The organism is Acidimicrobiales bacterium, from assembly GCA_035540975.1.
GTDB lineage: Bacteria > Actinomycetota > Acidimicrobiia > Acidimicrobiales.
Genome location: DATLFN010000063.1, coordinates 14,233 through 40,047 on the forward strand (window position 1 = coordinate 14,233; position 25,815 = coordinate 40,047).

The following is a 25,815-nucleotide window of genomic DNA, read 5'->3' on the forward strand; positions in this document are numbered from 1 at the left end:
CCATTTACCTGCGGGGCGAGCCGCTCACTAGGGTTGGGGCATGGACAAGGCCTTGGACAAGGATCTGGAGCAGCTCGGCATCAACGTCATCCGTGGCCTCGCCATGGACATGCCGCAGAAAGCCAACTCGGGCCACCCGGGGACCGCCATGGCGCTCGCCCCGCTGGCCCACGTGCTCTGGACCCGGGTCATGCGCCACGACCCGTCCGAGCCCGACTGGCCCGACCGCGACCGCTTCGTGCTGTCGGTGGGCCACGCCTCGGTCCTGCTGTACTCGATGCTCCACCTCACCGGGTACCCCGACCTCTCCATGGACGACCTGAAGCAGTTCCGGCAGTGGGACTCGAAGACGCCGGGCCATCCCGAGGTCCACCACACCAAGGGGGTCGAGGTCACCACCGGCCCCCTCGGCCAGGGCTTCGCCAACGGCGTCGGCATGGGCATCGCCGAGCGCTACCTGCGGGCCCAGTTCGGCGCCGACGTCTGCGACCACCACACCTTCGTCTTCTGCAGCGACGGCGACCTGCAGGAGGGCGTCAGCCACGAGGCGGCGTCGCTCGCCGGGCACCTCGGCCTCGGCCGCCTCGTCTACGTGTACGACGACAACCACATCTCCATCGACGGCCCGACCGAGCTGTCGTACAGCGACAACGTACCGAAGCGCTTCGAGGCCTACGGGTGGCACGTGGACGACGTCGGCGAGATCGCCAACGACACCGAGGCGCTGGAGGAGGCGCTGCGCCGGGCCATGGCCGTCGAGGACAAGCCCTCGATCATCTGCCTGCGCAGCCACATCGGCTGGCCCTCTCCCAAGTACACCGACACCGCCGCAGCGCACGGCAACCCGTTCGGCGAGGACGAGATCCGGGTCACCAAGGAGATCCTCGGCCTCCCGCCGGACGAGCAGTTCCACGTCCCCGACGAGGTCTACGAGATGTACCGCCAGTGCATCCCGCGGGGCCAGGCGCTGCGCGCCGAGTGGCAGTCCAGGCTGGACGCCTGGGGCGGCGACCGCGACCGGCTGGAGGCGTGCCTGGACGGGCGGGGCCTCGAGGGCTGGGAGGCCAAGCTGCCCACGTTCGAGGCCGGCGAGTCGCTGGCCACGCGCAAGGCCAGCGGCCAGTGCCTGAACGCCATCGCCGACTCCGTCCCCGGCCTCATAGCCGGCGGCGCCGACCTCACCGACAACACCGGCACCTTCCTCAAGGACCACGGCATCCAGACGGCCGAGGACCCGGGCGGCCGCCTCGTGTACTTCGGCATCCGCGAGCACGCCATGGGCTCGATCATGAACGGCGCCGCCCTGCACGGCGGCGTGCTCCCGGTGGGCGGCACCTTCTTCATCTTCAGCGACTACATGCGCCCTGCCGTCCGCCTGGCGTCGATCAGCGAGGCGAAGGTCGTCTTCTCGTGGACCCACGACTCGGTGGGCCTGGGCGAGGACGGTCCCACCCACCAGCCCGTCGAGCACATCGCCGCCATGCGCGCCATGCCCCGCCTCCGCCTGATCCGCCCGGCCGACGCCAACGAGACCGCCCACGCGTGGCGGGTCGCCGTGAACGACGACGGGCCCACCGGCCTGCTCCTCTCCCGCCAGGACCTGCCCATCCTGGAGGGGACGGCCGACCGGGCCGACGACGTCGCCAGGGGCGCGTACGTGCTCGACCACGGTGGCGACGACCCCGACCTGGTCCTCATCGGGACGGGCAGCGAGGTCCACGTGTGCCTCGGGGCGGCCGAGCGCCTCCGCTCGGAGGGGATCGTCGCCCGGGTGGTCTCCATGCCGTCGTGGGACCTTTTCGAGCTCCAGGACGAGGGGTATCAGGAGTCCGTGCTGCCCTCCGACGTCCCGACCCTGGCCGTCGAGGCGGCCACCTCGTTCGGGTGGGACCGGTGGGCCGACGACTCGGTTTCGATCGACCGCTTCGGCGCCTCGGCGCCGGGCAAGGTCGCCCTGGCCAACCTGGGGTTCACGCCCGAGAACGTGGCCGAGCGGGCCAAGCAGCTCCTCGCCGCCCTGGAGGACAGGGATTGACGCCCGAGGGCCGGCCCGGGCCCTCCCCGAGCCGGCTCCGGGCCCTGCACGACGAGTTCGGCCAGAGCGCCTGGGTGGACAACCTCACCCGCACCATGCTCACCAGCGGCCGCCTGGCCGACCTGGTGGGCATGGGCGTCCGGGGCGTCACCTCCAACCCCACCATCTTCGCCAAGGCGTTCGAGTCGGGTGACGCCTACGACGCCAAGTTCTCCGACCTGGTGGCCGCCCACCCGGTGGACGACGCCTACTGGGAGCTGGTGATCGAGGACGTCACCGGCGCCCTCTCGGTGCTGGCGCCGCTCTACGAGGAGAGCGGCGGGGGCGACGGGTTCGTGTCGCTCGAGGTGGCGCCCGCCATCGCCTCGGACGCCGAGGCCACGGTCAAGGCGGCCCGCTGGCTGCACGGGCGCATCGCCCGTCCCAACCTGCTGGTGAAGATCCCCGCCACCGAGCCCGGGGTGGATGCGATCCGGCGCATGGTGTCCGAGGGCGCCAACATCAACGTCACCCTGATCTTCGGGCTGGACCGGTACGAGGCGGTGATGGAGGCCTATCTCTCCGGCCTGGAGGCGTTCGACGGCGACCTGTCGACGGTGGCCGGCGTGGCGTCGTTCTTCGTGAGCCGCGTCGACACCCTGGTGGACCGCCGGCTGGAGGAGATCGGCACGCCCGAGGCGCTGGAGCTGCGGGGGAAGGGGGCGGTGGCCCAGGCCCAGGTCGCCTACCAGCGTTTCCTGGCCCGCTTCTCCGGGCCCCGGTGGGAGGCGCTGGCCACCCGGGGGGCCCACCCGCAGCGGCCGCTGTGGGCGTCGACGTCCACCAAGAACCCCGCCTACCCGGACCTGCTCTACGTGGACAACCTCATCGGCCCGGACACGGTGAACACCCTCCCCGAGCCGACCATCGACGCCTTCGTGGACCACGGCACCCTGGCCCGCACCGTGGACGCCGACCCGGACGGCGCGCAGAAGGTGCTGGACCGGCTGGCGGACGTCGGCGTCGACATGGACGAGGTCGCCACCGTGCTCGAGGACGAGGGCGTGGCCGCCTTCGCCAAGTCCTACGACACGCTCATCCAGGTCTTGACCGACAAGGCCAACGCGGCATGAGCCTCGCGGCATGACCGTCGACGAGCGGACGTCGAGCGAGCTGCTGGCCCGGCTGTTGGCCGGGGACGCCGGGTTGTGGCCGGAGGGGAACGTCTCCCCGTACCGGCTGGGCTGGCTGACCGTGGCGGAGCGCATGCGGGCCGAGGCGGCCGACCTGTCGGCGTGGGCCTCGGCGGTGGACGCGTCCAATGTCGTCCTGCTGGGCATGGGCGGCTCGTCGCTCGGCCCCGAGGTGCTGCGGGCCGCCGTGGGCAGCGACCGGCTGGTCGTGCTCGACACCACCCACCCCGAGACGGTGGCGTCGGTCGACCTCGACGACGCCTACTTCCTGGTCTCCTCGAAGTCGGGCACGACCCTCGAGGTCATGTCGCTGCTGGCGCACTGCCGGGAGCGGGTCGCCGACCCCCGCCGCTACGCGGCGATCACCGACCCGGGCACGCCCCTGGCCACCATGGGCGAGGACGGCGGGTTCGACCGCGTCTTCCTCAACCCCCCCGACATCGGCGGCCGCTACTCGGTCCTGTCGTACTTCGGCCTGGTGCCCGCCGCCCTGGCCGGGGTGGACGTGGCCGGGCTGCTGGACCGCGCCCTCGCCGTGGACCGCGAGGCGGCCGTCGAGCTGGGCCTCGGGATCGGCCGGGCGGCGCTGGCGGGCCGGGACAAGCTGACCGTGGTGGTGCCCGAGCGCTACGCCGACTTCGGGCTCTGGGTCGAGCAGCTGGTCGCCGAGTCCACCGGCAAGCGGGGCATGGGCATCGTCCCCGTGCCCACCACCGAGGTCGAGCAGGGCGACGACCGCTACCTGGTGGCGCTGGAGCTCGACGACCCCCTCGACCTGGGGGCGGAGTTCCTCCGGTGGGAGCTGGCGGTGGCGGTGGCCGGCCACGTCGTCGGCGTCGACCCCTTCGACGAGCCGGACGTGGCCGTCGCCAAGGCCAACGCCCAGCGCATCCTGGGCTCGCTCCCCCTGCCCGACGTGGAGTCGCACGACCCGGCGACGGTCACCGCATGGCTGACCGAGCAGGTCCGCCCGGGCGACTACGTGGCCGTCCTGGCCTACCTTCCCTACGGGCGGGCCGACGAGCTGGTGCGCCTGCGCGCGGCGCTCACCGAGGGCCTGGGGGTGGCCGTCACCGCCGGCTACGGCCCGCGGTACCTCCACTCCACGGGACAGCTGCACAAGGGCGGGCCGAACACGGTGGTCGCCGTGCAGCTGGTGGACCGCACCCCCACCGCCTCGGTGCCCGTGCCCACCGCCCCCTACGACTTCAACACCCTCATCGCCGCCCAGGCCCTCGGCGACCTCCAGACGCTGGAGCAACGGGGCCGGCGGGCCCGCCGCTTCGCCGTCGACGACCTCAAGGAGGTGAGGTAGGTCCGGGTCGGGATGGTCGGCCTCGGGCGCATGGGCGCCAACATGACCCGGCGCCTGGTGGACGCCGGGCACGAGGTCGTGACCTACGACCGGGACCTGGCCCTGGTGGCCAAGGCCGCCGACGAGGGCGCCGTCGGCGCCTCCACCCTGGAGGAGCTGGTGGAGCAGCTGTCGCCGCCCCGGGCGGTGTGGCTCATGGTCCCCGCCGGTGCCCCCACCCGCTCGTCGATCGACGCCGTGTCCACCCTGCTGGAGCCGGGCGACACGATCGTCGATGGCGGCAACTCCAACTACAAGGAGGCGCAGGCCCGCTCGGCCCGGCTGGCCGAGCAGGGCATCGCCTTCGTGGATGCCGGCGTGTCGGGCGGCGTCTGGGGCCTGCGCAACGGCTACTGCCTCATGGTCGGCGGGGACCGCGACGCCGTCCGCCGGCTGGAGCCGGTGTTCACCGACCTGGCGCCCACCGACGGGTACGCCCACGTGGGCCCGTCGGGTGCCGGCCACTACACCAAGATGATCCACAACGGGATCGAGTACGGCCTCCTCCAGGCCTACGCCGAGGGCTTCGCCCTGCTGGACGCGGCCGAGGAGCTGGGGCTCGACCTCCACCGGATCGCCTCCCTGTGGAACCACGGGTCGGTCGTCCGCTCGTGGCTGCTGGAGCTCACCGAGCTGGCCCTGGCCGAACCGGAGGACTTCGCGTCCATCAAGGGCGTCGTGGCCGACTCGGGCGAGGGCCGGTGGACGGTGGAGGAGGCGGTGAACCGCGGCGTCTCGGCGCCCGCCATCACCGCCTCCCTCTTCGCCCGCTTCGCCTCCCGCGACGAGGAGCGCTTCGCCGCCCGGGTGGTGGCGGCGCTGCGCAACCAGTTCGGCGGCCACTCGTTCTTCACCGAGGCGCAGGCGGCCGAGGACGTCAAGTCCCACGAGGAGGCCGCCGGTGGCGCCATCGACCCCGAGCCCTGAGGCGGCGCCCGAGGCCGTCAACCCCCTGGCCGAGGGCCTGGAGTCCGACCGCCGGGCGCCGCCCTGCGCCCTCGTCGTGTACGGCGCCTCGGGCGACCTGACCCACCGCAAGCTGGCCCCGGCCCTGGAGGCCCTGGCCGCCGACCGCCGCCTGTCCCCCAACTTCGCGGTGGTCGGCGTGGGCCGGACCCCGCTGAGCGACGAGGAGTTCCGGGCCCGGATGCTCGAGGCCGTCCCCAAGCCCAGCGCGGCGTGGGAGGCCCTGGTGGGCGGGTTCCGCTACGTGGCCGGCGGCTACACCGACGGCCCGACCTTCGAGCGCATGCGCGAGGTGCTGGACGAGGTGGACGCCGCCGTCGGCACCGACGGCAACCGCGTCCACTACCTGGCCACGCCGCCCGACGTGTTCGCCGGCGTGGCCGGCGCCCTGGGCGAGCACGGGCTGAACGAGCCCGGCCGGCAGGGTTGCTTCGTGCGCCTGGTGGTGGAGAAGCCCTACGGCCGTGACCTGGCCAGCGCCCTGGCCCTGGACGACGCCATCCACGAGAGCTTCCGGGAGGAGCAGGTCTACCGGATCGACCACTACCTGGGGAAGGAGACGGTCCAGAACGTCCTGGCCCTGCGCTTCGCCAACGCCATCTTCGAACCCATCTGGAACCGCCGCTACGTCGACCACGTGCAGATCACCGTGGCCGAGTCGCTCGGCGTCGGCCACCGGGGCGGCTTCTACGAGACGGCGGGAGCGCTGCGGGACATCGTGCAGAACCACGTGCTCCAGGTCCTGGCCCTGACCGTCATGGAGCCCCCGGCGACGGTCGACGCCAAGGGCATCCGGGACGAGAAGGTGAAGGCGCTGCGGGCCGTCGACATCCCCACCCACGACGAGGTCACCATCGACGTGGTGCGCGGCCAGTACGAGGCCGGGTGGGTCGAGGGCGAGGAGGTCGGGGGCTACCGCCAGGAGAAGGGGGTGGGCCCCGACAGCCGCACGGAGACCTACGTGGCCATGCGGGTCGACGTCGACAACTGGCGCTGGGCCGGGGTCCCGTTCTACCTCCGCACCGGCAAGCGGCTCCCCAAGCGGGTGACCGAGGTGTCGATGGAGTTCCGCGACGTGCCCCACCTGCCCTTCGGCTCCAAGGAGACGCGCGGCCTCGGCCCCAACGCCCTCGTGCTGCGCATCCAACCCGACGAGGGGATCGCCCTCCGCTTCGGCGCCAAGGTGCCGGGCCAGGCGTTCCGGGTGCGCAGCGTGGCCATGGACTTCGCCTACGGCGCCGCCTTCCTGGAGGAGACGCCCGACGCCTACGAGCGCCTGCTGCTGGACGCCATGGTCGGCGACCCCACCCTGTTCATCCGGGCCGACGAGGTGGAGCAGGCGTGGAAGGTGGTGGCGCCCGTCCAGGAGGTGTGGACCGACGACGCCACCCCGCTCGCCCGCTACCGGGCCGGGTCGTGGGGCCCCCGCGAGGCCGACCGCCTCCTCGAGCGCGACGGGCGGCGGTGGCGGAGCCCGTAGCGCCGAGCGAGCTCGGGAGCTGGCGGGGCGAGAACGTGCGCCTCGGCCAGGTGATCGACGCCCTGAGCGAGCTGCGCCGGGGCGGCCAGCGCACCGCCACCCGGGCCTGCGTGACCAACCTGGTCGTCGTGGCCGGCGTCGAGGACGACGTCGAGCGGGCCTGCGACGCCGTCCACCACCTGGGCCGCCGCCACCCGGGCCGGAACATCGTGCTCCTGCCCCGCCCGGGCGCCGCGCCCGCCGGCCTCGACGCCACCGTCGTGCTCCACGGCTCGGTGGCCGAGGGCCATCCCGTCTGGAGCGAGGACGTCCGCCTCGACGTGCGGGGCGCCCCCGCCGGCCACCTCGACTCCCTCGTCGAACCGCTGACCCTGCCCGACCTCCCCGTCGCCGTCTGGTACGTGCGCTCGGTCCCACGACCCGGCGACCCCCTCCTCCGCGCCGCGGGCACCGTCCTCGTCGACACCGGCTCCCTCGGCTCGGCCGACGACGTGCGCACTGGCGTCGCCGATCTCGCCCGCCTGACGCGTCGCCACGTGGTGATCGACCTGTGCTGGGAACGACTGCGCCCGTGGCGCCAGCTGCTGGCCGCCCAGTTCGACCTGCCCCAGCTGCGCCCCTACGCGTCGCAGGTCCGGGAGATCGCCGTCGACGGGCCGGTCGGGGCCCGACTCCTCCTGGCCGGCTGGCTCGTCGCCCGCCTGGCCCTCCCGGCATCCGCCGTCACCTTCACCGACGCCGCGTCGCCCGCCGTGCGACTGGTCGCCGGCGACGGGAACCAGGCCGCGGTCGTGTCGGTCGCCGAGGTGGCGGGCGCCACCGGGGCGTTCGTGCGGTCGTGGGCGACGGTCGCCGGCCGGGCTGGACGGGAGGACCGGCTGTCCCAGCCCGACGACCTGCTGGCGTGGTCGCTGGGCGAGGCGCTGATCCGTCTCCGGCGCGACCGCGTCTATGGGCAGGCGCTCCATGCGGCCCTACTCTTCGGAGCGTGAACGGCGAGCTCCTCGTGGTGGACGACGTGCCCGCCGCCTTCGCCGGCTGCGTCATCGACGCCTTCGCCGCCCGCCCCGGCGAGGAGTTCTCGCTTGCCCTCTCGGGCGGCTCGACGGCCCGCCGCTGCTACGAGCGCCTGGCCGCCGACGGAGCCGACGCCATCGACTGGTGGCTGGTCGACGTCTACTGGGGCGACGAGCGCTGCGTCCCGCCCGACCACCCGGACTCCAACGAGCGGCTGGGCCGCCAGGCCCTGCTCGAGCGGATCGGCGGCGCCCACTCCGTCCACCCGATGCGCTGCGACGACGGGCCCGACCCGTACCAGCTGCGGGTGGGCGAGCTCGGTCGCTTCGACGTCGTTCACCTCGGGCTCGGTGCCGACGGCCACACCGCCTCCCTGTTCCCCGGTTCGCCGGCGCTCAAGGCCGATCCGGGCCGGCTGGTGGTGATGAACGAGGACCCCACCGGCCGCCATCCCCACCGACGGATGACGCTGACCCTGTCGGGGATCGCCCGGGCCCGCCTGGCCGTGTTCACCGTGTCCGGCGAGGAGAAGCGGGAGGCGCTCCAGCGCATCGCCGACGGCGACGACCTGCCTGCCGCGTGCGTGCGCGCCGACCGCGTGCTCTGGCTGGTGGACGAGGCGGCAGCCCCGAAGTAGGCGCTCCACCGGTAGACTCCACCCATCTGCACGACGCGAAGGGAGCGCCGATGAAGCTCGGCATCGTGGGCAAGGGGGGCGTCGGGAAGACCACCACCTCGGCCCTGCTGTGCCAGGTCTACGCCAGCAGGGGACAGAAGGTCCTGGCCGTCGACACCGACTCGAACCCGAACCTGGCGCTGAGCCTCGGGCTGGACGCGGCGGCGGCCGAGTCGGTCCCGGTCCTGCCCCGGTCGCTGGTCGTCGGAACGGGGTCGGGCGCCATCACCCCGGCCGACCTGGTGCGCCAGTACGGCGTGCGCACCCCCACGGAGGTGACGCTGCTCAACGCCATGGCCATCACCCAGGCGGGTGCCGGCTGAACGTGCTCCAGCCACGCTGCCGTGCGCAGCCTTCTGGGAGCAGCCATCGAGGAGGAGGCCGACGTCACCCTGGTCGACATGGAGGCCGGGCTCGAGCACCTCTCGCGCTCCGGCGGGACGCTCGCCTACGCCGACGTGCTCCTGATGGTCATGGAGCCGTCGCGCAAGTCGATCCTCACCGCCGGGCGCACCATCGCCCTCGCCCGTGAGCTCGGCATCCCCCTCGTCTACGGCGTGGGCAACAAGGCCCGCCTGCCCGACGACGAGGAGTTCTTCCGCTCGGTGTGCGCCGAGTACGACGTGCCCCTGGCCGGCATCATCCCCCACGACGCCGACGTGGTGGAGTCCGACCGCTCCGGCCACCTCCTCGGCCCGACCGACGCCCCGGCGGTCCGCCGGGCCATCGAGGACATCGTCGACTTCGTGGACAAGGCCATGGCCGGCGAGTCCGAGGGCCAGGCCGAGCGGGAAGCGCTGCTGAAGGAGCGCGAGCGGGTCGAGGCCCGGCTGGCCGAGCTCCAGTCCTCCGAGTAGCCGTTCCCCCACGTTCCTCGCCACGACCGGGCCCGGCGGGGCCCGGTCGTGGCGCGTTCAGCCCCGCGGGCGGCGCACCCGGCGCGCGGCGACGGTGGCACCCTTGCGGGCGACCTGGCCCGCCTGGGCGGCCGTGCGCCTGGTCCGCTCCAGGGCGGCAGCCGCCCACGCGTACTCGGTGCCGAGGACGGCGAAGCCGGCCACGATGAACAGGAGCCCGGGCCCGGGCAGGACCATCATCGCCAGGCCGGCGGCCACGAGCACGCCACCGACGACCGACACGGCGATGCGACGCGAGCTGCGGAGGACGAAGGCGAAGACCTCGCCGGGGCGGGGAGCCATGCGACGAAGTGTGGCACGCCCGGCGCGGCCGCTCCGGTCAGGCCGGCCCGGTGCCGGCCACCGGCAGCGGGACGCGGTCGGCCCAGCGGGCGGCCAGGGGCCCGGCGGTGGCGGTGAGGAGCACGTAGGCAGCGGCCACCGTGCCCAGCTCGTCGCCGTCGGTGGCAGCGGCGCCCAGGCTGGCGATCACCACCGAGAACTCGCCCCGGGCGATCAGCGCCGTCCCCGCCCGCAGGGCGCCCCGGGGCCCGACGCCGAGGCGCCGGGCGGCCACCCACCCCGTCCCCGTCTTGCCGGCGGCGGTCACCAGGGCGAGGGCGGCGGCCGGGGCGAGGGCGCCGGGCAGGTCGGCGGGGTCGATCTGGAACGAGAAGAAGAGGAAGAAGGTGGCGGCGAACAGGTCCCGGAGAGGCGCCACCAGGGCGCCCGCCCGCTCCTGGACGGTGCCCGACAGGGCGAGGCCGACGAGGAAGGCGCCGACGGCCGCCGACACCTGCACCTGCTGGGCCAGGCCGCCCACCAGCAGGGTCAGCCCGAACACGGCCAGCAGGAGGGCTTCGTCCGATCCCCCGGCCAGCACCCGGCTCAGGTGGTGCCCCCATCGCAGGGCGACGCCGAGCACGAGGGCCACCGCCGCGATGGCGACGGCGACGGTGGCGAGCGTGGTCGACGGCCCCCGTCCCGCCACCAGGGCGGCGACCACCGGGAGGTAGGCGGCCATCGCCAGGTCCTCCAGGACGAGCAGGTTGAGCACGGCCGGCGTCTCCCGGTTGCCCAGCCGGTCGAGGTCGTGCAGCACCTTGGCGACCACGCCCGACGAGCTCACCCAGGTGACGCCGCCCAGGAGAGCGGCCGTCGTCGGGCCCCAGCCGAGAAGGAGGCCGGCGCCGAAGCCCGGGGCGAAGTTCACGACGGCGTCGACGACGCCGGGGACGGCGCCGCCCCGCAGGCCGGCCCGCAGCTCGTCGGCGCTGTACTCGAGGCCGAGGGTGAGCAGGAGCAGGAGCACGCCGATCTCGGCCGTGAGCTCGATGAAGTCGGCGCTGACGTCGAGGGGCGCGATCCCGCCCTCGCCGACGGCCAGGCCGGCCAGCAGGTAGAGGGGGATGGCGGTGACCCCGAGGCGCCCGGCCAGGCGGGCCAGGGCGGCCAGGGCCAGCGCCACGGCGCCGATCTCGACGAACACGAGCGCGGCGTCGCCGCCGGCCGCCGCCACGAGCACGCTCAGCGCCCGAGGATGTCGCGGAGCTGGCCCAGCCCCTCGGGCGTGCCGACGGCCACCGCCACGTCGCCCGCCTCGAAGCGGTACCCGGGGCCGGGGCTCGCCACGGTGGTGTCACCCCGGACCACGGCGACGATCGACGCCCCCGTACGGGTGCGGAACGCCCCGTCGGCGATGGTCGTGCCCGCCGCCGGCGAGCCCTCGGCCACTGCCACCCAGTCGATGGCCAGCCCCTCGATGGCCTGGACCGACGTGACGGCCTCGGCCAGATGGGGGGCGCCCAGGAGCTCGGCGAGGGTCCGCGTGTCGTCGGCGCTGAGGTGGAGGGTGTTGGCACACCGGTCGGGGTCGTCCCGGTCGTACACCAGCAGCTCACGGCGCCCGCCCCGGTGGGTCAGCACACCGATCCGGACGCCGGCCGCCGTGGTGTACTCGTGGCGCACGCCCACCCCGGGCAGGCGGACCTCGGTCACCTCCGGCATGGCGCTCCTTCCCGACGGCGCGGCCGGGCCGTCCGCCCGGAGCGTAGGGGTGCCCGCCGCGTCCCGACCAGCGCCCGCAGGCCGGTACCGTGGAGTGCTCATGGCAGGGGGGGCGGTCCGCGGGGCGTTGGTGGTGGCAGTCGGGTTGGCGGCCGCATCGTGCGCGGGCGGGGGCGGCCCCACCGTCTCCGCCGAGCCCGCCGCCGCCGCGGGGCCGGCGCTGGCGACGATCACGAGCGTCGCACCGACCACCGCGCCGCCGGCCTCCGCGGCCGCACCGACCACCGCGCTCCCGGCCGTGGCGCCGGCAACGGTGGCGCCCACCACCACGGCGAGCACGGCTGCGACGTCGACGACGGCTGCCCCGTCGACCACGTCCACCACCGAGGCGCCCCGGCCCGGCCCCCGGGTGGTGACCGAGACCGGGTTCTCCCCCTACGGATCGGTCGGCGGGCTGACCCTGGTGCACCCGGCCAACCGGGTCGAGCGGGTCGGGTTCCACGAGTCCAACCACGACGGCGCCCGCCAGCAGGAGCCGTTGGCGACGGCGGTGGCGCCCGCCACCATGGAGACGCGCGAGCGGGGGACGTCGCCGCGGGGCTCGGCCGACATCGTCGTCGACCCCGCCGGCGAGATCCGCTCGCCGGTGACGGGGACGGTGAAGCGGGGCGGGACCTACACGCTCTACTGCGACCATCGCGACGACTTCGTCGTCATCGCGCCGGACGCCAACCCGGCGTGGGAGGTCAAGATCCTCCACATCGACGGGCTGGCCGTGCGCCGGGGCGAGCGGGTCGTGGCGGGCGAGACGGTGATCGCCGGCCGGGCCACCCAGCTGCCGTTCGAGTCCCAGGTCGACGAGCTCCGCACCGCCGACCCGGCGTGGCCCCACGTCCACGTCGAGGTGGTCGACCCCTCCATCCCCGACCGCCCCTCCAAGGGCGGCGGCTGCTAGCGGCGACGAGGGGACCTCCCGCCCTTCCGGCGGCAAGAAGGGGCGTATAGCGCCCCTTCTTGCCGCCAGAAGGGTGCTGCGCCCGGCCGGAGCACATCGCCCCGCCCTTCACCCCGGCCTAGGTTGTCCGCCATGGCCCTCGACGTCCTGGCCGCCCCGCCCGGGGAGCTGCTGGCGGCGGCGTGCAAGGTGCGGGACGCCACCACGGGGCGGCGGGTCACGTTCTCGCCCAAGGTCTTCATCCCGCTCACCCGGCTGTGCCGGGACCGCTGCGGGTACTGCACCTTCGCCACCGCACCGGCCCGGGTGGAGGCGCCCTACCTCGACCCCGAGCACGTCCTCGCCATCGCGTCGGCGGGCGCCGCCGTGGGGTGCAGTGAGGCGCTGTTCACCCTGGGCGAGCGGCCCGAGCTGCGCCATCCGGCGGCGGCCGAGTGGCTGGCCGCTCGCGGCCATCCGTCCACGGTCGACTACCTGGCCGCCATGTGCGCCCTCGTCCGGGACGAAACCGGGCTGCTCCCCCACGCCAACGCCGGCGCCCTGTACCCCGACGAGCTGGCCAAGCTGCGGGAGGTGTCGGCCTCGCAGGGGATGATGCTGGAGTCGCTGGGCCCGCCCCTCGCCTGCCACGCCGGCGCTCCCGACAAGACCGCCGAGCGGCGCCTCGCCACCCTGGAGGCCGCCGGCGAGCTGGCCATCCCCTTCACGACCGGGATCCTGTGTGGGATCGGCGAGCGGCGCCAGGACCGGATCGCCGCCCTCGAGGCGATCGCCGCGTCGCACGGGCGCCACGGCCACGTCCAGGAGGTCATCGTCCAGAACTTCGTGCCCAAGCGGGGGACGGCGATGCACCGCTCCCCCGCCTGCGACCCGGACGACCACGCCTGGTCGGTGGCGGTGGCCCGGCTGCTCCTGCCCCCCGAGATCTCCGTCCAGGCGCCGCCCAACCTGGCCGACGACTTCGGGGCGCTGCTCGACGCCGGCATCGACGACTGGGGCGGGGTGTCGCCGGTCACGCCCGACCACGTGAACCCCGAGAGGCCGTGGCCCGCCCTCGACCGGCTCCGCCAGGTGACCGAAGCCAGGGGCTTCGTGCTCGCCCCCCGGCTCACCGTCCACCCCGGGTTCGCCCGCCACCCCGCCAGGTGGCTGGCCCCCACCATGCGTACCGCCGTCCTCCACCGCAGCGACGCCGAGGGCCTGGCGCGCGACGACGCCTGGGCGGCCGGTTCGGACGCGCCCGTCCCCGACCTCCTCCCGCCCGGCGCCCGGCCGGCGGCCGGCGGGCGGGTCGGCGAGGTGCTGGCCGGCGTCCTCCTGGGCCAGGAACCGGGCGTGGAGGAGATCACCGCCCTGTTCGGGGCGCGGGGCCCCGAGGTGGCCGCCGTGGCCGAGGTGGCCGACGACCTGCGCCGCCGGGCCGTGGGCGACACCGTCACGTGGGTCGCCAACCGCAACATCAACTACACCAACGTCTGCACGTTCAAGTGCCGCTTCTGCGCCTTCTCCAAGGGCCCCCTGTCGCTGAACCTGCGCGGCAACCCGTACCTGCTGGGCCTCGACGAGATCACCCGCCGGGTGGCCGAGGCCGAGCAGCGGGGCGCCACCGAGGTCTGCCTCCAGGGCGGCATCCATCCCAGCTTCGACGGCGACTACTACGTGTCGGTGATCGAGGCGGTGCGGGAGGCGTCACCCTCCATCCACATCCACGGCTTCACCGCCCTGGAGGTCACCGAGGGGGCGCGACGGCTGGGCGAGCCGCTGGCCGCCTACCTCCGCCGCCTGATGGACGCCGGCCTGCGCACCCTCCCGGGAACGGCCGCCGAGGTCCTCGACGACGAGGTGCGCGCCGTGCTGTGCCCCGACAAGGTCGACACGCAGGAGTGGCTGGAGGCCCACCGCACCGCGCACGGCGTGGGGCTGCGGTCCAACGTCACCTTGATGTTCGGGTCGGTGGAGCACCCGGTGTCGTGGGCCCGCCACCTCGTCCGCACGCGCGACCTCCAGAAGGAGACGGGCGGGTTCACCGAGTTCGTCCCGCTGCCGTACGTGCACATGGCCGCCCCCCTGCACCTGGAGGGCCGCAGCCGGCCGGGACCGACCTTCCGGGAGGCCCTCCTGGTGCACGCCGTGGGGCGCATCGCCTACCACCCGGTCATCCCCAACATCCAGGTCTCGTGGGTGAAGATGGGGGTGGAGGGGTCGCGCCAGGCCCTGCGGGCCGGGGTCAACGACCTGGGCGGCACCCTGATGGACGAGAACATCTCCCGGGCGGCGGGCGCCAGCCACGGCCAGGCGATGGACGAGGCCGGGTTCCGGGCGATCGTCGAGCCCCTGGGCCGGCCGCTCGAGCAGCGGACCACCCTCTACGGGCGGGTCGCCGCCCGGGCCTGAGCGGCGCTCCGGGCCCGGCCGTCAGGGCCGGGGCCGCATCTGCCGAGTAGAACCCTTGCCGCCATGAGCGATCGCCTCCCCCGCTACCGCACCCGGGACCCCGAGCTCGACCAGCGCATCACCGCGCTGCTCGACGAGGTCGGCGCGGCCGCCAACCGCGACCAGCTGTTCGAGATCCTGGCGACCGGCCTGGGGCTGGCCACCGACGACGTCGACCGCCTGGACGTCAAGATCGCCAACGCCGCCCTGAAGGAGCTGCGGGGGGCGTTCCGGGTCTTCGCCCCCTACCGGCACATCCGCAAGATCACCATGTTCGGCTCGGCCCGGACCCTGCCCGACGACCCCGCCTACGCCCAGGCGCGCCGGACGGCGTGGCTCATCGCCGACGCCGGCTGGATGGTCGTGACCGGCGCCGGCCCGGGGATCATGGCCGCCGGCCTGGAGGGCGCGGGGCGGGACCGGTCGTTCGGGATCAACATCCGCCTCCCGTTCGAGCAGGGGGCGAACGAGTTCATCGCCGGCGATCCCAAGCTCGTCACCATGAAGTACTTCTTCACCCGCAAGGTGATGCTCCTGAAGGAATCGGACGCGTTCGTGGTCCTGCCCGGCGGCTACGGCACCCTCGACGAGGCGCTCGAGCTGCTCACCCTGTCGCAGACGGGCAAGGCCGACCCGGCACCCATCGTGCTGCTGGACACCCCCGGCGGCAGCTACTGGGCCGCCTTCGAGCGCTTCATGGACGAGGAGGTGCTCGCCCGGGGCCTCGTCTCGCCCGAGGACCGTGTCCTCTACCGCATCACCGACGACGCCGGCGAGGCAGCCGAGGAGATCCTCGGCTTCTACCGCAACTACCACTCACGCCGCCTGGTCGGGCACCGCCTGGTCATCCGCCTGCACGCCGCCCCCACGGCGACCGAGCTGGCCGAGCTGAGCGAGGAGTTCGCCGACATCTGCGTGGACGGGGGCGTCGAGGCCACCCCGCCGCTCGGCCCCGAGGTGGCCGACGACGACCACATCGACCTCCCGCGCGTCACCCTGCGCTTCGACCGGATCAGCCTCGGTCGCCTGCGGTCCCTGATCGACCGCCTAAACCGTCTCTCAAGCGCCCCGCCCGCTCCGTCGATCAACCGGGCGTGACCTCGCCTGTCGAACCGGGCTCGCCGCCGGCCGGCGGCGCGTCCACGGCGGTGCGCTACCGCCTGTCGGCCGGGTCCGGCCGCTTCCGGTGGACGTGCGAGGGCCGCGAGGTTGCCACCGCCTGGTGGCGGGACCACTGCTGGGACCTCCAGGACAGCGCCCGGGGCGCCGTGGTCCTCAGCCTGGTCGGCGGGTCCTACCTCGGCCACACCCGGGTCGCCCTGGTGGACCACCCCGGGCGGCGGACGTTCACCTTCGCCCCGGCAGACCCGGTCTCGCGGGCGCACATCGGCACGCTGGCCGACAGCGACGGCAGGCCCGTCGCCCTCGTGCGGGCCGACGGCCCGACCGGCCTGCACGTCATCGACCCCGCGGGCGGGATGCTGGCGCTCACCAGCCGCCGCCGGGGCCCGGCCTCGGGCTGCGACGTGCTCGTCCTCCCCGCCGGCGCCACCGTGGGGACCACGCTCCTCCTCGGCCTGACGCTCGCCCTCGAGCTGCTCCGGACCGGCGGCCTGCGCTCGGCCGCTTAGCGCCGGGGGGAGGGTGCCCGGCGGGGAGCCGCCCGATCCCCGGGTCAGCCCCGATCGCCCTCCGACAGGACGGCCACCGCCTTCTCCACCGCCCGGCGCGCCCGGGTGAGCCGGCGCTCCTCGGCCGCCGCCGTGGGCGAGGCGGTGCCTTCGTCGACGGCGGCCCGCAGGCGCTCGAGGGCCAGGTCGGCCAGCTCCTCGGCGATGCCCGACAGGCGGTCTCGCAGGTCCTCGACGGCGGCGTCCATGGCCGTCCAGTGTCGCACCGGGCGGTAGCCTCCGACCGATGCCGTCCGACGACCTGGCGCTGGCCGGCTACGTGGGGGGCGAGCGGGAGCGCATCCTGGCCACCCTGTTCGACTGGCTGCGCATCCCGTCCATCTCGGCCCACCCGGAGCGGGCCGGCGACGTGCGCCGCTCGGCCGAGTTCACCGCCGCCCTGCTGCGGGAGGCCGGACTACAGAACGTGGAGCTGCTGGAGACGGCCGGCGCCCCGTCCGTCTACGGGGACTGGCTGCACGCCGGACCGGGCGCCCCCACCTACCTGGTGTACGGCCATCACGACGTCCAGCCCGTCGAGCCGCTGGACGCCTGGCACTCGCCGCCGTTCGAGCCCGTGGTGGTGGACGGCGAGTGCCGCGCCCGGGGGTCGGTCGACGACAAGGGCCAGGTCCTCTACCAGGTCGAGGCGGTCCGGGGCCTGCTCCGCCGGGACGGCCGCCTGCCCGTCAACGTGAAGTTCCTGGTCGAGGGCGAGGAGGAGGTCGGCAGCCCCCACTTCGAGGCGCTGCTCACCGCCCAGTACGACCGCCTCGCCTGCGACGCCGTCGTCGTGTCCGACACCACCATGTGGGCCCCCGACGTGCCGTCGATGTGCATGGGGATGCGCGGGCTGGTGGCGTTCGACGTCACCGTGCGCACCGGCACCATCGACCTCCACTCGGGCGTGTTCGGCGGCTCGGTCCCCAACCCCGCCCACCTGCTGGCCCGCATCGTGGCCGCCCTGCACGACGACGACGGCCGGGTCGCCGTGCCCGGCTTCTACGACGACGTGCGCCCCCTGACCGGGGCGGAGGAGGCGTCGCTCGCCCTCCTGCCCTTCGACGCCGAGGACTGGAAGGCGAAGGCCGGCGTGCGGGCGCTGGACGGGGAGGCGGGTCGGTCGACGCTGGAGCGGGTGTGGACGAGGCCGACTTGCGACGTCGTCGGCATCACCTGCGGGTACGGCGGAGACGGGATCAAGACGATCGTCCCCGCCCGGGGCAACGTCAAGGTCACCTTCCGCCTGGTGGCCGACCAGGACCCCGCCGAGGTGGGCCGGGCCTTCACCGACTGGCTGCTGGCCCGGGTCCCCGACGGCGTGGAGGTCACCGTGGTCCCCCAGGGTGCGGTCGCCCCCGCCCTCACGCCGGCCGGCCACCCGGCCGTGGGCGCCCTGTCCCGGGCCATCGAGCGGGTGTGGGGCAAGCCTCCGCTGCTGACCCGGGAGGGCGGCAGCGGGCCCGAGGAGGCGCTGGGCCGGGTCCTCGACGTGCCCGTGCTCTACCTCGGGGTCGGCCTGCCCGACGACCGCTTCCACGCCCCCAACGAGCGCCTCGTCCTGGACCAGTTCTGGAAGGGGCTCCTGGCCGCCGGCGAGCTGTGGCGGGAGCTGGGCGCCCTCACCCCTGCCTGTGGCTGACGCGCCCGTACCCGCCGCCCCCGACGACGCCCACGAGTGGGTGAGCTTCGAGGACGCCGAGGAGGACCGCACCTGGGTCTTCGACGCCACCTTCCTCCTCAGCTCGTGGACGTGCATCTTCGGGCGCGGGTGCCAGGGCGTCCTGACCGGGCCCGCCGAGGAGCTCGTCCAGGGGTGCTGCAGCTACGGCGCCCACTTCACCGGCCCCGACGACGTCGCCCGGGTGCAGGCGGCGGCGGCCACGTTGACCGCCGACCAGTGGCAGTTCCGGGCCCAGGGCCGGCGGCGCGGGGTCGTCAAGGTGAACCCGGCGGGTGAGACGGTGACCCGGATGGTCGACGGCGCCTGCGTGTTCCTCAACCGCAGGAGCTTCGCCCGCGGCCCCGGCTGCGCCCTGCACGTGGCCGCCGTGGACCGGGGCGAGCGGCCCCTCGACCTCAAGCCCGACGTGTGCTGGCAGCTGCCGCTGCGCCGGGAGGACTCGGTGGCCGACGACGGCCACGTCACCTCCACCGTGCGGCAGTGGGACCGGCGCAACTGGGGCGCCGGCGGCCTGGAGTTCCACTGGTGGTGCACGGAGGCGCCCGAGGCGTTCACCGGCGCCCGCCCCGTCTACCGCGAGATGGCGGGCGAGCTGGCCGAGCTGGTGGGCCACGACGCGTACGCCCGCCTGGCCGCCTACCTCGAGGCCCGGCTGTCCGGGCCGGGGACGCCCCTCCCCCACCCCACGGTGCGCCGCCGGGTCAGTTGAGCCGCATGGGCCGCAGGTTGGCCCACAGGGCCGGCGCGGTGGTGTCCCAGTCGTAGATGCTGCCGCCGATCCCGCCCACGGCGGTGACGCCCCGCTTGTACTGCTCGATCTCCGCCGCCGACGTGGAATGGCCGATCCCGCCGATGGGGTGGACCGGGGCGTTGGGCTGGCCCAGGTTGTTGCGCAGCCGTTCGACGTTCTCCTTGGTGTACCGGTAGGCGTCCCGGTAGCCGGAGGCGTTGGTGCGGTTGGTCCAGTACCCCATCGTCATCCACACGTCGTAGAAGGGGGCGATCTCCCGGTAGGGGAAGGCGGGCCAGAAGTTCTGGTTGACGACCTCCAGCACGACCGGCGGGAGCACGATGCCCCCGATGAAGCGCCCCGGGAGGGCCTTGCGCAGGGCCGCGCTGAGCTCGACGAGCCGGTCGTTGCGGTCGTTGACGTCGGCCACGTTGCGCGCCTCGATGTCGACGGCGAGGCCGTCGAGGTTGCGCAGGGCGGCGATCGCCTTGAGGCGCCGCAGGTCGGCGCCGACGTCCACCAGGGTCGGCAAGTACCACGCCACCACCTGGAGGCCCTGCTTCTTGGCCCGGTCGATGTGGGCCTGGAGGAGCTCGGGCTCGAGCACGTCGGTCGGCGAGTCGTGCTTGGAGGCCTGGATGAACAGGGTCTGCACGCCGGCGTCCGCCATGCGGTCGGCGTCGCCCGGGGTGACGGCGGGGGGGCCGTTGCGGGAGAAGGTGGTGCTCCAGTCGTAGACGTCCACCCACGTGCCCAGCCCGAGGTAGGGGCCGATGCCCGCCGGCCGGGGCGTCGACGCCGGGGCCGGCGCCGCCGTCGGCGGCGGGAGGGTCGGGACGGTGACCTCGAGAGGCGGCACCGTCACGGGGACCCCGGGGACCGACACGCCGGGGACGCTGAGAGGGGCGGCGCTGGTGGCCGGCGTCGCCGCCGGGGCGGGCGAGGCGGGCAGGGTGAGCGGCGGAAGGGTCGCCCCCGCCGTGATGACGGGCGCGGGCATGGCGACCTCGGCCGCCCGGGCCACCGCGGTGACCAACGGCGACGGCGTGTCGTGGGTCGCCACGGCCATCACCGACGCGAGGAAGAGGGCCGCCACCGCCAGGCAGAGCCGACGTGCCCCGTTCCCCGGCCCCCCGGCCCCGGGCACCCGTTGGTCCCTCAGCGGTCGTCCGCCACGTCGACGGCGCTGTCGTCCTCGGTCGCCAGGCACCACGAGGCATGGTCGTCCTCGGGGTCGGCACCACACTCGGCGCACGGCTCGGGGACCAGCTCGGTGGTGCGCAGCTTGAAGGCGCGGGCCTCTTCGAACCGCCGGTGACGTCCCTTTTTCACGAGGCAGCTCCCCCGATCCGTGAAGCCTGTTGCCAGACCATGCTAGCAAGCGGCCGCGTCGGACCCGGACCAGCCCGGTAGGGTTCCGGTCATGGCCGAGGAGTTCGACGTCCAGGCGATGATCGAGCGCTTCCGGGACCGGGCCAAGGCCGTTCGCAGCCGCGGGATACCCCCCGTGGAGGGCCCCGAGCGCCGCCGGTTCATCGAGCAGTCCAAGATCGACTACCTCGACTACGCCATGCTGGGCGACGCCGAGGGCTCCCTGGAGGACGGCGTCCTCACCTTGCGCGTCGACCTGCGCCGCAAGGACTGACCCCTTCTTCTACGAAGAACGGCCGGCCCGGGGCTCGAGCACGAGCTTGCCGCGCTCGAACGCCAGGGTGGCCTCGCCGTCCACCAGCCGGCGGATCGGCTCCCCCACCAGGGAGTGCCGCCACCCGGTGGCCAGGCGGGCGCCCCCGTCGCCCCGGAGGAAGGCCTGCACGTCGGCCCGGGTGGCGAGCAGTGCGGGGTCCACCTCCAGGTCGGCGGCCAGCTGGACCACCCAGGCGGACACGAGGGCCACGGCGGGCCGGAGAGACCGGTCGAGGTCGTCGGCGGGCGGGCGCTCCACCGACGCCGGGTCGAGGGACCGGCCCCGGCGCACGGCGGCCAGGATCTCCTCGCCGGTCGGCCCCTTGGCGTGACGGCCGTCGAGCCCCCGCACCCCGGCCAGCTCGGCGAGGGTGGAGGGGGGCCGCTGGGCGATGGCGGCCAGCGCCAGGTCGGGCAGCACGAAGCGGGGCGGGAGGTCGAGGCTCATCGCCCTCCGCTCGCGCCACGCCGCCACCTCCTGGGCGACGCCCACCGACTTGCCGCGAAGGGACCGGGCGTCGCGCTGCTTCCACCACGCCCGCTCGGGCTCGGACGGGCCGCGGGCCTGGGTGCGGGCCAGCTCGCACTCCTCCTCGGCCCACACCAGCCGGCCCCGGGCGGCCAGGCGCCCTGCGATCTCACGGTGCATCTCGAGGAGGTGCTCCACGTCGGCCGCCGCGTACACCCGCTGGTCCTCGCCGAGGGGGCGGCGGGTCCAGTCGGCCAGGCGGTCGCCCTTGAGCAGGCGGACACCGAGGACGCGCTCGACCAGCGACTGGAGAGAGGGTGACGACATCCCGAGGAACCCGGCGGCCAGCTGGGTGTCGAACAGGCGGCGGGGGACGGTGCCACAGGCGGCCCGCAGGATCTCCAGGTCCTGGTCGGCGGCGTGGAGCACGGCCAGGCCGGGCCCGTCGAGGACCCGGGCGAGCGGCATCACGTCCACCGCCAACGGGTCGATCAGGGCGATGCCGCCCGCCCAGGCGATCTGGAGGAGGTCGAGGTGGGGGTAGTAGGTGCGTTCGCGGTGGAACTCGGTGTCCAGCGCGTAGGCCTCGGCCGAGGCCAGCTCCGAGACCACCTCCTCCAGGGCGTCGGCCCGGTCCACCCAGCGCGGGGGCTCCAGCGGTCAGTCCCCCACGAACGAGGCGTCGTCGACCGCCACCCGGCCGATGGCCGAGCGGGCACGGGCGGCGCTCAGGGGCACGAACTCGGCGGTCGCCTCCACGCACGGCCGGCCGGCGGGGTCCGCCACGGTGGCCGACAGGGCCAGGCTGCCGTCGCCGTTGCGCCCGGCCAGCCGTGCCTCCACCCGGTACGGGCGGCCGATCCTGACCGGTCGCCGGAACCGGGCGCTGGTGGACCGGGTGACGGCGAAGCGGCCGGCCAGGGCGATGGCGGCCCAGGCCATCGCCTCGTCGAGCACGGCCAGGGTGACGCCGCCGTGGACGTACCTGGGCGTTCCCGAGAAGCGGTCGTCGAGCGTGAGGTCGGCGATCACCGTCCCGGCCTCGTCGTCGGCGAAGAACGCCAGCCGCAGCCCGGACCGGTTCGCCGGGTCGCACACGAAGCAGCGCGACTCGAACCCCCACGTGCGGTTGTCGAGGCGGCGCAGCGTCACGTCGCCGAACCGTAGCGGGGGACGACCGCCGCCTCCGGCCCCGGGCGCAGCTCGAGGTACACGGCCTTGGCCGCCCCCACCAGGGGAACGGCGAGCAGGGCCCCCACGACCCCGCCGGCGGACACCCCGACCAGGGCCGCCGTCATGGTGGCGGGAGGCGAGAGCTTGACCGCCTGCCCGACCAGCAGGGGGCTGAGCACGTTGTTCTCGAGCTGCAGGTACACGACGAAGAAGGCGGCGCACGCCAGTCCCGTCCCCAGCCCCTGGGTGAACCCGAGGAGCACGAAGGGGATGCCGCCGGCGGCGCCGCCGATCTGCGGCACCAGGTTCCACACCGTCACCCAGGCGGCGGCCAGGGGGGTGAGGGGCACGCCCAGCAGCAGGCCGGCGACGAGCACGGACACGCCGGCGACCCCGGCCACGAGCAGCGACCCGGCCACGTACTTCCCGACGACGGCGTACGCCAGCGACGCCGCCCGCTCCGCCCGGGGGCGGACGTCGGCCGGGAGGAGCCGGCGGGCACCCCGGAGGAGGCGATCGCCGTCGACGAGGAGGGTCACGGCGAACAGGGCGGTCACCATGCCGGCGAGCAGCATGTCGGCCGCCGACCGGGCCGCGTCCTCCAGGGGGGACGTGTCCCCGGCCAGGCGATCCGGGAGGTCCCGGATGGCCTGCTCGACGCGTTCGGGTACGCCGGCCTCGGCCAGGTCGTCGCCCACCACCGGCAGCTCGGCCAGCTCGGCGACCACCGAGGGCAGCTCGTCGCCCAGGTCACGCGCCTGGCGCACGGCGGGCGGCACGAGCAACAGGCCGAGGAGGACGACCACCGACGCGGCGACGGCCAGCACCGCCGCCACCGCCGGCGCCCGGCCGATGCGGAGCCGCCGGCGGACGTTCTCGACGAGCGGGTTCAGGCCGAGCGACAGGATGGCGGCCACCCCCAGGGCGGCCATGGTGCGCGGCGCCGAGCCGATCAGCGCGGTGGCGGCCACCAGGACCACGAAGCCGCCGAGGACGACCGCCACCGACCGCCAGTCCAGCTCCACCACCCGCACCGCCGGGCCCGTGGGGCCGGGGGTGGGAGTGGCCGCCGGAGGGGCCGCCCGTCGCCCCGGTGGGAGGGGTGCGGGCAGGTCGTCCGCCGGGGCCATGTCGCCGGTACTGTACCGGCGATGGCGGCGCCGGGAGCGACCGAGCGGCTCCGCCTCACGCCCCGCTCGGCCCTGGCCGCCGTCGCCATGTTCGGCCTCACGTTGGGCTTCCTGGCCATGTTCGCGGCGTCCCGGCGCGTCCTGGGGTGGGTGGTGGCTGCCGCCACCATCGCCGGTGTCGTCCACCCCCTCGTCGCCCGCCTGGCTCGCCGCCTGCCCCGGGGCGTGGCCGTCGCCCTGGTCGCCCTGGCCGCCCTGGCGTCGGTCGGGCTGGTCGGGTGGCGGACGGTGGACGACGTGGGCGACCAGACCGATCGGCTGCGCCGCGCCGCCCCGGAGGCGGCCCGGCGGGTCGAGGCGGGTGACGGGCGGGTGGCCGAGCTGGCGCGCGAGGCCGAGCTCTCCGAGCGCACCGAGCGCTTCGTGGAAGAGGTGCCCGAGCGGCTGCGGGGAGGCACGCCGGCCCAGGCCCTGCGGGCGGCGGCCACCCGGGGCGTCGCCTACCTCGCCACCTTCGTCCTGTCCGTGTTCCTGCTGCTCCACGGCCCCGACCTGGCCGCCGCCGCTGCCCGCCAGGTGCACGACCCCGAGCGGCGCGCCCTGCTGGAGCGGGTCGCCGCCGCCGCCTTCCACCGCGGCTTCACCTACGTGCGGGGGACGATCGCCATGGCGCTGGCCGCCGGTGGCGTCGCCTACGCGATAGCCGAGGCGGCCGGCGTACCCGCCCCGGCGCCGCTGGCGCTGTGGGTCGCCCTCTGGGACGTCGTCCCCTATCTCGGCGCGGTGATCGGGGCCGTGCCCATCGTGCTGCTGGGCGGCATCGGCGACCCGGGACGGGGGCTGGTCCTGGCCCTGGCCTTCGTCGCCTACGAGGTGGCGGAGACCCTTCTCGTGCAACGCCGGCTCGAGCGCCGGGCGGTGCGGCTGGGCCCGTTCCTCACCGTCGCCGGCGCCTTCGCCGGCCTCGAGCTGTACGGGTTGGGCGGCGCCCTGCTGGCCATCGTCGTCCTGGCCGTCGGGGTGGCCGCCCTCGCCGAGCTGGCGCCTGCAGAGCTCGAACCGACCGATCCGGTGCGCTCGCCCGCCGCCTAACCCCCGTAGATCATGCGGGTGTCCTCCATGCGGAGCACCGGCGTGTCCTCCGGCTTCTGGAACCCGGCGTCCACCACCTCCCCGACGAACAGGGTGTGGCTGCCGGTGGCGACGTCCTGGCGCACCTCGCAGTCGACGTAGGCCACTGCCTGGTCGAGGATCGGGGCGCCCGTGCGGCCGTCGTGGAACGGGAAGCCGTTCATGGTGCGGGCCGCCTCGTCGACGTCGACGGGCTTGGTGAACTTGCGCACGATCGCCCGGTCCTCACGGTCGACGATGCACAGGCTGAATACCCGGCCGGCGGCGAGGAGCTCCCCGGTGAGTGACCCGTTCTCCACGGCGATGCCGACCAGCTTGGGGTCGAACGACAGCTGGGTCACCCAGTTGAGGGTCATCCCGTTGCGCCGCTCGCCGGCCCGGCTCCCGACCACGTAGAGGCCGTAGGGCATCGTCCACAGGACCCTCCGCCGCAGCTTGTCGTACTCCTCGGGGTCGACGCCGGGCGGGAAGGGGCCGACGGGGCCGGTCGAGAGGGGCATGGCCCGACCCTAGCGGGACCTTCCTGGCTGGCCCGTGGCGGAGCGACGGAACCCCTGGTCAAGGGTGGTTTTCGGGCTCCCGCCGCGTATTACCTAACCGACCCGTCGGAGCCGTCGGCAGTGACGGCCACAGCGACCTCGTCGATGACGTGGAAGGGGTGGCAGGGGTCGTAGTTGTCGGCGCTGCCCCAGGCGCCGGCGGGTTCCCTCGGCTCGACGTGATCGACCTCATCGACGAACGGGCAACGCCACCGCTTCCGGGGGTCGGCGCCCAGCGTGCCTGAGGTGGTCTCGCCGCCGGTCTGGTAGGCGAGGACCATGGGCCTCCCGCTCTTCCAGCCGAGGGCGTGGGGGCACACGAGGCGTTGCTTGCCGTGGTAGGAGAGCCAGACCGGACGGCGCTGGCGCAGGGCGGCTTCGAGGGCGGCCCACGGCGACATGCCCCCTCCCTCGACGTCGACACCGTGCCCGTGGAGTCGGCTCCGGTGCCGGCGCGTCGCCAGACCGAGCACCCGGGGCAGCCCGGCAGGCCACCACCGAGCGGCCGCCCCGCGGCCCAGCCGCTCAGTTCCAGGTGATCCACTTGGGGTCGAGCGCCTCGCCCAGCGGCGGGTCCCACCGGGGCGGGGGCAGGCCGAGGCCGGCGGCGGC

28 protein-coding genes are annotated in these 25,815 nt (G+C 74.6%); 17 read left to right on the forward strand and 11 right to left on the reverse strand.

Annotation, left to right across the window (positions count from 1 at the left end; translation table 11 throughout):
• Window positions 1-40 precede the first annotated feature (40 nt).
• The 9 genes from tkt to VM242_07750 are packed head-to-tail and all read left to right on the forward strand — an operon-like array spanning window position 41 to window position 9,557.
• Complete coding sequence (gene tkt / locus VM242_07710; GenBank protein ID HVM05040.1) at window positions 41-2,035, forward strand: transketolase; 1,995 nt, start codon at window positions 41-43, stop codon at window positions 2,033-2,035.
• Window positions 2,032-3,147, forward strand: coding sequence for a transaldolase (gene tal / locus VM242_07715; GenBank protein HVM05041.1), 1,116 nt, complete (start codon window positions 2,032-2,034; stop codon window positions 3,145-3,147). The genes tkt and tal overlap by 4 nt, the downstream gene beginning before the upstream one ends.
• Window positions 3,148-3,157: 10 nt before the next feature.
• A complete protein-coding gene (locus tag VM242_07720; protein ID HVM05042.1) occupies window positions 3,158-4,522 on the forward strand; it encodes a hypothetical protein in 1,365 nt (454 codons plus the stop codon).
• Window positions 4,523-4,534: 12 nt separating this feature from the next.
• Entirely contained in the window at window positions 4,535-5,488 is a 954-nt protein-coding gene (gene gnd / locus VM242_07725) for a decarboxylating 6-phosphogluconate dehydrogenase (GenBank protein ID HVM05043.1), read from the forward strand.
• Window positions 5,463-7,007: a glucose-6-phosphate dehydrogenase gene (gene zwf / locus VM242_07730; GenBank protein HVM05044.1), complete on the forward strand. Its 1,545-nt coding sequence runs from the start codon at window positions 5,463-5,465 to the stop codon at window positions 7,005-7,007. Before gnd ends, zwf begins: the two co-directional genes overlap by 26 nt.
• Window positions 6,992-7,999: a glucose-6-phosphate dehydrogenase assembly protein OpcA gene (locus VM242_07735; protein ID HVM05045.1), complete on the forward strand. Its 1,008-nt coding sequence runs from the start codon at window positions 6,992-6,994 to the stop codon at window positions 7,997-7,999. Before zwf ends, VM242_07735 begins: the two co-directional genes overlap by 16 nt.
• Complete coding sequence (gene pgl / locus VM242_07740; GenBank protein ID HVM05046.1) at window positions 7,996-8,661, forward strand: 6-phosphogluconolactonase; 666 nt, start codon at window positions 7,996-7,998, stop codon at window positions 8,659-8,661. The genes VM242_07735 and pgl overlap by 4 nt, the downstream gene beginning before the upstream one ends.
• Before the next feature lie 50 nt (window positions 8,662-8,711).
• The gene (locus VM242_07745) at window positions 8,712-9,023 is read left to right on the forward strand and encodes an AAA family ATPase (protein HVM05047.1); all 312 of its coding nucleotides are present in this window, start codon (window positions 8,712-8,714) and stop codon (window positions 9,021-9,023) included.
• Window positions 9,024-9,044: 21 nt separating this feature from the next.
• Window positions 9,045-9,557, forward strand: coding sequence for a hypothetical protein (locus VM242_07750; protein ID HVM05048.1), 513 nt, complete (start codon window positions 9,045-9,047; stop codon window positions 9,555-9,557).
• A 57-nt stretch (window positions 9,558-9,614) separates the two neighbouring features.
• On the opposite strand, the gene VM242_07755 is transcribed toward VM242_07750, so the two are convergent.
• The 3 genes from VM242_07755 to VM242_07765 are packed head-to-tail and all read right to left on the reverse strand — an operon-like array spanning window position 9,615 to window position 11,603.
• On the reverse strand, window positions 9,615-9,899 hold the full coding sequence (locus tag VM242_07755) for a PGPGW domain-containing protein (protein HVM05049.1): 285 nt from the start codon (window positions 9,897-9,899) through the stop codon (window positions 9,615-9,617).
• A 37-nt stretch (window positions 9,900-9,936) separates the two neighbouring features.
• Window positions 9,937-11,121 carry a cation:proton antiporter gene (locus VM242_07760; protein HVM05050.1) on the reverse strand — a complete coding sequence of 395 codons (1,185 nt, stop codon included), beginning with the start codon at window positions 11,119-11,121 and terminating at the stop codon, window positions 9,937-9,939.
• Between the two features lie 2 nt (window positions 11,122-11,123).
• Window positions 11,124-11,603, reverse strand: coding sequence for a cation:proton antiporter regulatory subunit (locus VM242_07765; GenBank protein HVM05051.1), 480 nt, complete (start codon window positions 11,601-11,603; stop codon window positions 11,124-11,126).
• A 100-nt stretch (window positions 11,604-11,703) separates the two neighbouring features.
• On the opposite strand from VM242_07765, the gene VM242_07770 reads away from it, so the two are divergent.
• From VM242_07770 to VM242_07785, 4 genes are all read left to right on the forward strand, one after another.
• Window positions 11,704-12,558, forward strand: coding sequence for a hypothetical protein (locus VM242_07770; GenBank protein ID HVM05052.1), 855 nt, complete (start codon window positions 11,704-11,706; stop codon window positions 12,556-12,558).
• 132 nt (window positions 12,559-12,690) lie between these two features.
• Window positions 12,691-14,952, forward strand: coding sequence for a 5-amino-6-(D-ribitylamino)uracil--L-tyrosine 4-hydroxyphenyl transferase CofH (gene cofH / locus VM242_07775; GenBank protein ID HVM05053.1), 2,262 nt, complete (start codon window positions 12,691-12,693; stop codon window positions 14,950-14,952).
• A 63-nt stretch (window positions 14,953-15,015) separates the two neighbouring features.
• Window positions 15,016-16,089: an LOG family protein gene (locus tag VM242_07780; protein ID HVM05054.1), complete on the forward strand. Its 1,074-nt coding sequence runs from the start codon at window positions 15,016-15,018 to the stop codon at window positions 16,087-16,089.
• The gene (locus VM242_07785) at window positions 16,086-16,622 is read left to right on the forward strand and encodes a hypothetical protein (protein ID HVM05055.1); all 537 of its coding nucleotides are present in this window, start codon (window positions 16,086-16,088) and stop codon (window positions 16,620-16,622) included. Before VM242_07780 ends, VM242_07785 begins: the two co-directional genes overlap by 4 nt.
• 44 nt (window positions 16,623-16,666) lie before the next feature.
• On the opposite strand, the gene VM242_07790 is transcribed toward VM242_07785, so the two are convergent.
• Entirely contained in the window at window positions 16,667-16,888 is a 222-nt protein-coding gene (locus tag VM242_07790) for a hypothetical protein (protein ID HVM05056.1), read from the reverse strand.
• A gap of 20 nt (window positions 16,889-16,908) precedes the next feature.
• On the opposite strand from VM242_07790, the gene VM242_07795 reads away from it, so the two are divergent.
• On the forward strand, window positions 16,909-18,303 hold the full coding sequence (locus VM242_07795) for a dipeptidase (protein HVM05057.1): 1,395 nt from the start codon (window positions 16,909-16,911) through the stop codon (window positions 18,301-18,303).
• Window positions 18,296-19,054, forward strand: coding sequence for a hypothetical protein (locus tag VM242_07800; protein ID HVM05058.1), 759 nt, complete (start codon window positions 18,296-18,298; stop codon window positions 19,052-19,054). Before VM242_07795 ends, VM242_07800 begins: the two co-directional genes overlap by 8 nt.
• On the opposite strand, the gene VM242_07805 is transcribed toward VM242_07800, so the two are convergent.
• Window positions 19,047-20,171, reverse strand: a complete 1,125-nt coding sequence (locus VM242_07805) for a hypothetical protein (GenBank protein ID HVM05059.1) — start codon at window positions 20,169-20,171, stop codon at window positions 19,047-19,049. The two genes, VM242_07800 and VM242_07805, sit on opposite strands and share 8 nt — an antisense overlap.
• Window positions 20,172-20,233: 62 nt before the next feature.
• Complete coding sequence (locus VM242_07810) at window positions 20,234-20,407, reverse strand: hypothetical protein (GenBank protein HVM05060.1); 174 nt, start codon at window positions 20,405-20,407, stop codon at window positions 20,234-20,236.
• 91 nt (window positions 20,408-20,498) lie between these two features.
• On the opposite strand from VM242_07810, the gene VM242_07815 reads away from it, so the two are divergent.
• Entirely contained in the window at window positions 20,499-20,720 is a 222-nt protein-coding gene (locus tag VM242_07815) for a hypothetical protein (GenBank protein HVM05061.1), read from the forward strand.
• A gap of 9 nt (window positions 20,721-20,729) precedes the next feature.
• On the opposite strand, the gene VM242_07820 is transcribed toward VM242_07815, so the two are convergent.
• The 3 genes from VM242_07820 to VM242_07830 are packed head-to-tail and all read right to left on the reverse strand — an operon-like array spanning window position 20,730 to window position 23,533.
• The gene (locus tag VM242_07820; protein HVM05062.1) at window positions 20,730-21,869 is read right to left on the reverse strand and encodes an HRDC domain-containing protein; all 1,140 of its coding nucleotides are present in this window, start codon (window positions 21,867-21,869) and stop codon (window positions 20,730-20,732) included.
• Between the two features lie 21 nt (window positions 21,870-21,890).
• Entirely contained in the window at window positions 21,891-22,382 is a 492-nt protein-coding gene (locus VM242_07825; GenBank protein HVM05063.1) for a PaaI family thioesterase, read from the reverse strand.
• Complete coding sequence (locus VM242_07830; GenBank protein HVM05064.1) at window positions 22,379-23,533, reverse strand: AI-2E family transporter; 1,155 nt, start codon at window positions 23,531-23,533, stop codon at window positions 22,379-22,381. The genes VM242_07825 and VM242_07830 overlap by 4 nt, the downstream gene beginning before the upstream one ends.
• A 21-nt stretch (window positions 23,534-23,554) precedes the next feature.
• Here VM242_07830 and VM242_07835 point away from each other — a divergent pair, with 21 nt between their 5' ends.
• Window positions 23,555-24,625, forward strand: a complete 1,071-nt coding sequence (locus VM242_07835) for an AI-2E family transporter (GenBank protein ID HVM05065.1) — start codon at window positions 23,555-23,557, stop codon at window positions 24,623-24,625.
• Here the strand turns inward: VM242_07835 and VM242_07840 are convergent.
• Window positions 24,622-25,164, reverse strand: coding sequence for a flavin reductase family protein (locus tag VM242_07840; protein HVM05066.1), 543 nt, complete (start codon window positions 25,162-25,164; stop codon window positions 24,622-24,624). The two genes, VM242_07835 and VM242_07840, sit on opposite strands and share 4 nt — an antisense overlap.
• A gap of 89 nt (window positions 25,165-25,253) precedes the next feature.
• The gene (locus tag VM242_07845; protein ID HVM05067.1) at window positions 25,254-25,604 is read right to left on the reverse strand and encodes a hypothetical protein; all 351 of its coding nucleotides are present in this window, start codon (window positions 25,602-25,604) and stop codon (window positions 25,254-25,256) included.
• Window positions 25,605-25,815: the final 211 nt, after the last annotated feature.

Bases quoted from the DNA above. Each gene is read 5' to 3' on its own strand.
- tkt (HVM05040.1), top strand. From the start codon at position 41: ATGGACAAGGCCTTGGACAAGGATCTGGAGCAGCTCGGCATCAACGTC.
- VM242_07720 (HVM05042.1), top strand. From the start codon at position 3,158: ATGACCGTCGACGAGCGGACGTCGAGCGAGCTGCTGGCCCGGCTGTTG.
- gnd (HVM05043.1), top strand. From the start codon at position 4,535: ATGGTCGGCCTCGGGCGCATGGGCGCCAACATGACCCGGCGCCTGGTG.
- VM242_07745 (HVM05047.1), top strand. From the start codon at position 8,712: ATGAAGCTCGGCATCGTGGGCAAGGGGGGCGTCGGGAAGACCACCACC.
- VM242_07755 (HVM05049.1), bottom strand. From the start codon at position 9,899: ATGGCTCCCCGCCCCGGCGAGGTCTTCGCCTTCGTCCTCCGCAGCTCG.
- VM242_07765 (HVM05051.1), bottom strand. From the start codon at position 11,603: ATGCCGGAGGTGACCGAGGTCCGCCTGCCCGGGGTGGGCGTGCGCCAC.
- VM242_07770 (HVM05052.1), top strand. From the start codon at position 11,704: ATGGCAGGGGGGGCGGTCCGCGGGGCGTTGGTGGTGGCAGTCGGGTTG.
- cofH (HVM05053.1), top strand. From the start codon at position 12,691: ATGGCCCTCGACGTCCTGGCCGCCCCGCCCGGGGAGCTGCTGGCGGCG.
- VM242_07780 (HVM05054.1), top strand. From the start codon at position 15,016: ATGAGCGATCGCCTCCCCCGCTACCGCACCCGGGACCCCGAGCTCGAC.
- VM242_07795 (HVM05057.1), top strand. From the start codon at position 16,909: ATGCCGTCCGACGACCTGGCGCTGGCCGGCTACGTGGGGGGCGAGCGG.
- VM242_07815 (HVM05061.1), top strand. From the start codon at position 20,499: ATGGCCGAGGAGTTCGACGTCCAGGCGATGATCGAGCGCTTCCGGGAC.
- VM242_07830 (HVM05064.1), bottom strand. From the start codon at position 23,533: ATGGCCCCGGCGGACGACCTGCCCGCACCCCTCCCACCGGGGCGACGG.
- VM242_07835 (HVM05065.1), top strand. From the start codon at position 23,555: ATGGCGGCGCCGGGAGCGACCGAGCGGCTCCGCCTCACGCCCCGCTCG.
- VM242_07840 (HVM05066.1), bottom strand. From the start codon at position 25,164: ATGCCCCTCTCGACCGGCCCCGTCGGCCCCTTCCCGCCCGGCGTCGAC.
- VM242_07845 (HVM05067.1), bottom strand. From the start codon at position 25,604: ATGTCGCCGTGGGCCGCCCTCGAAGCCGCCCTGCGCCAGCGCCGTCCG.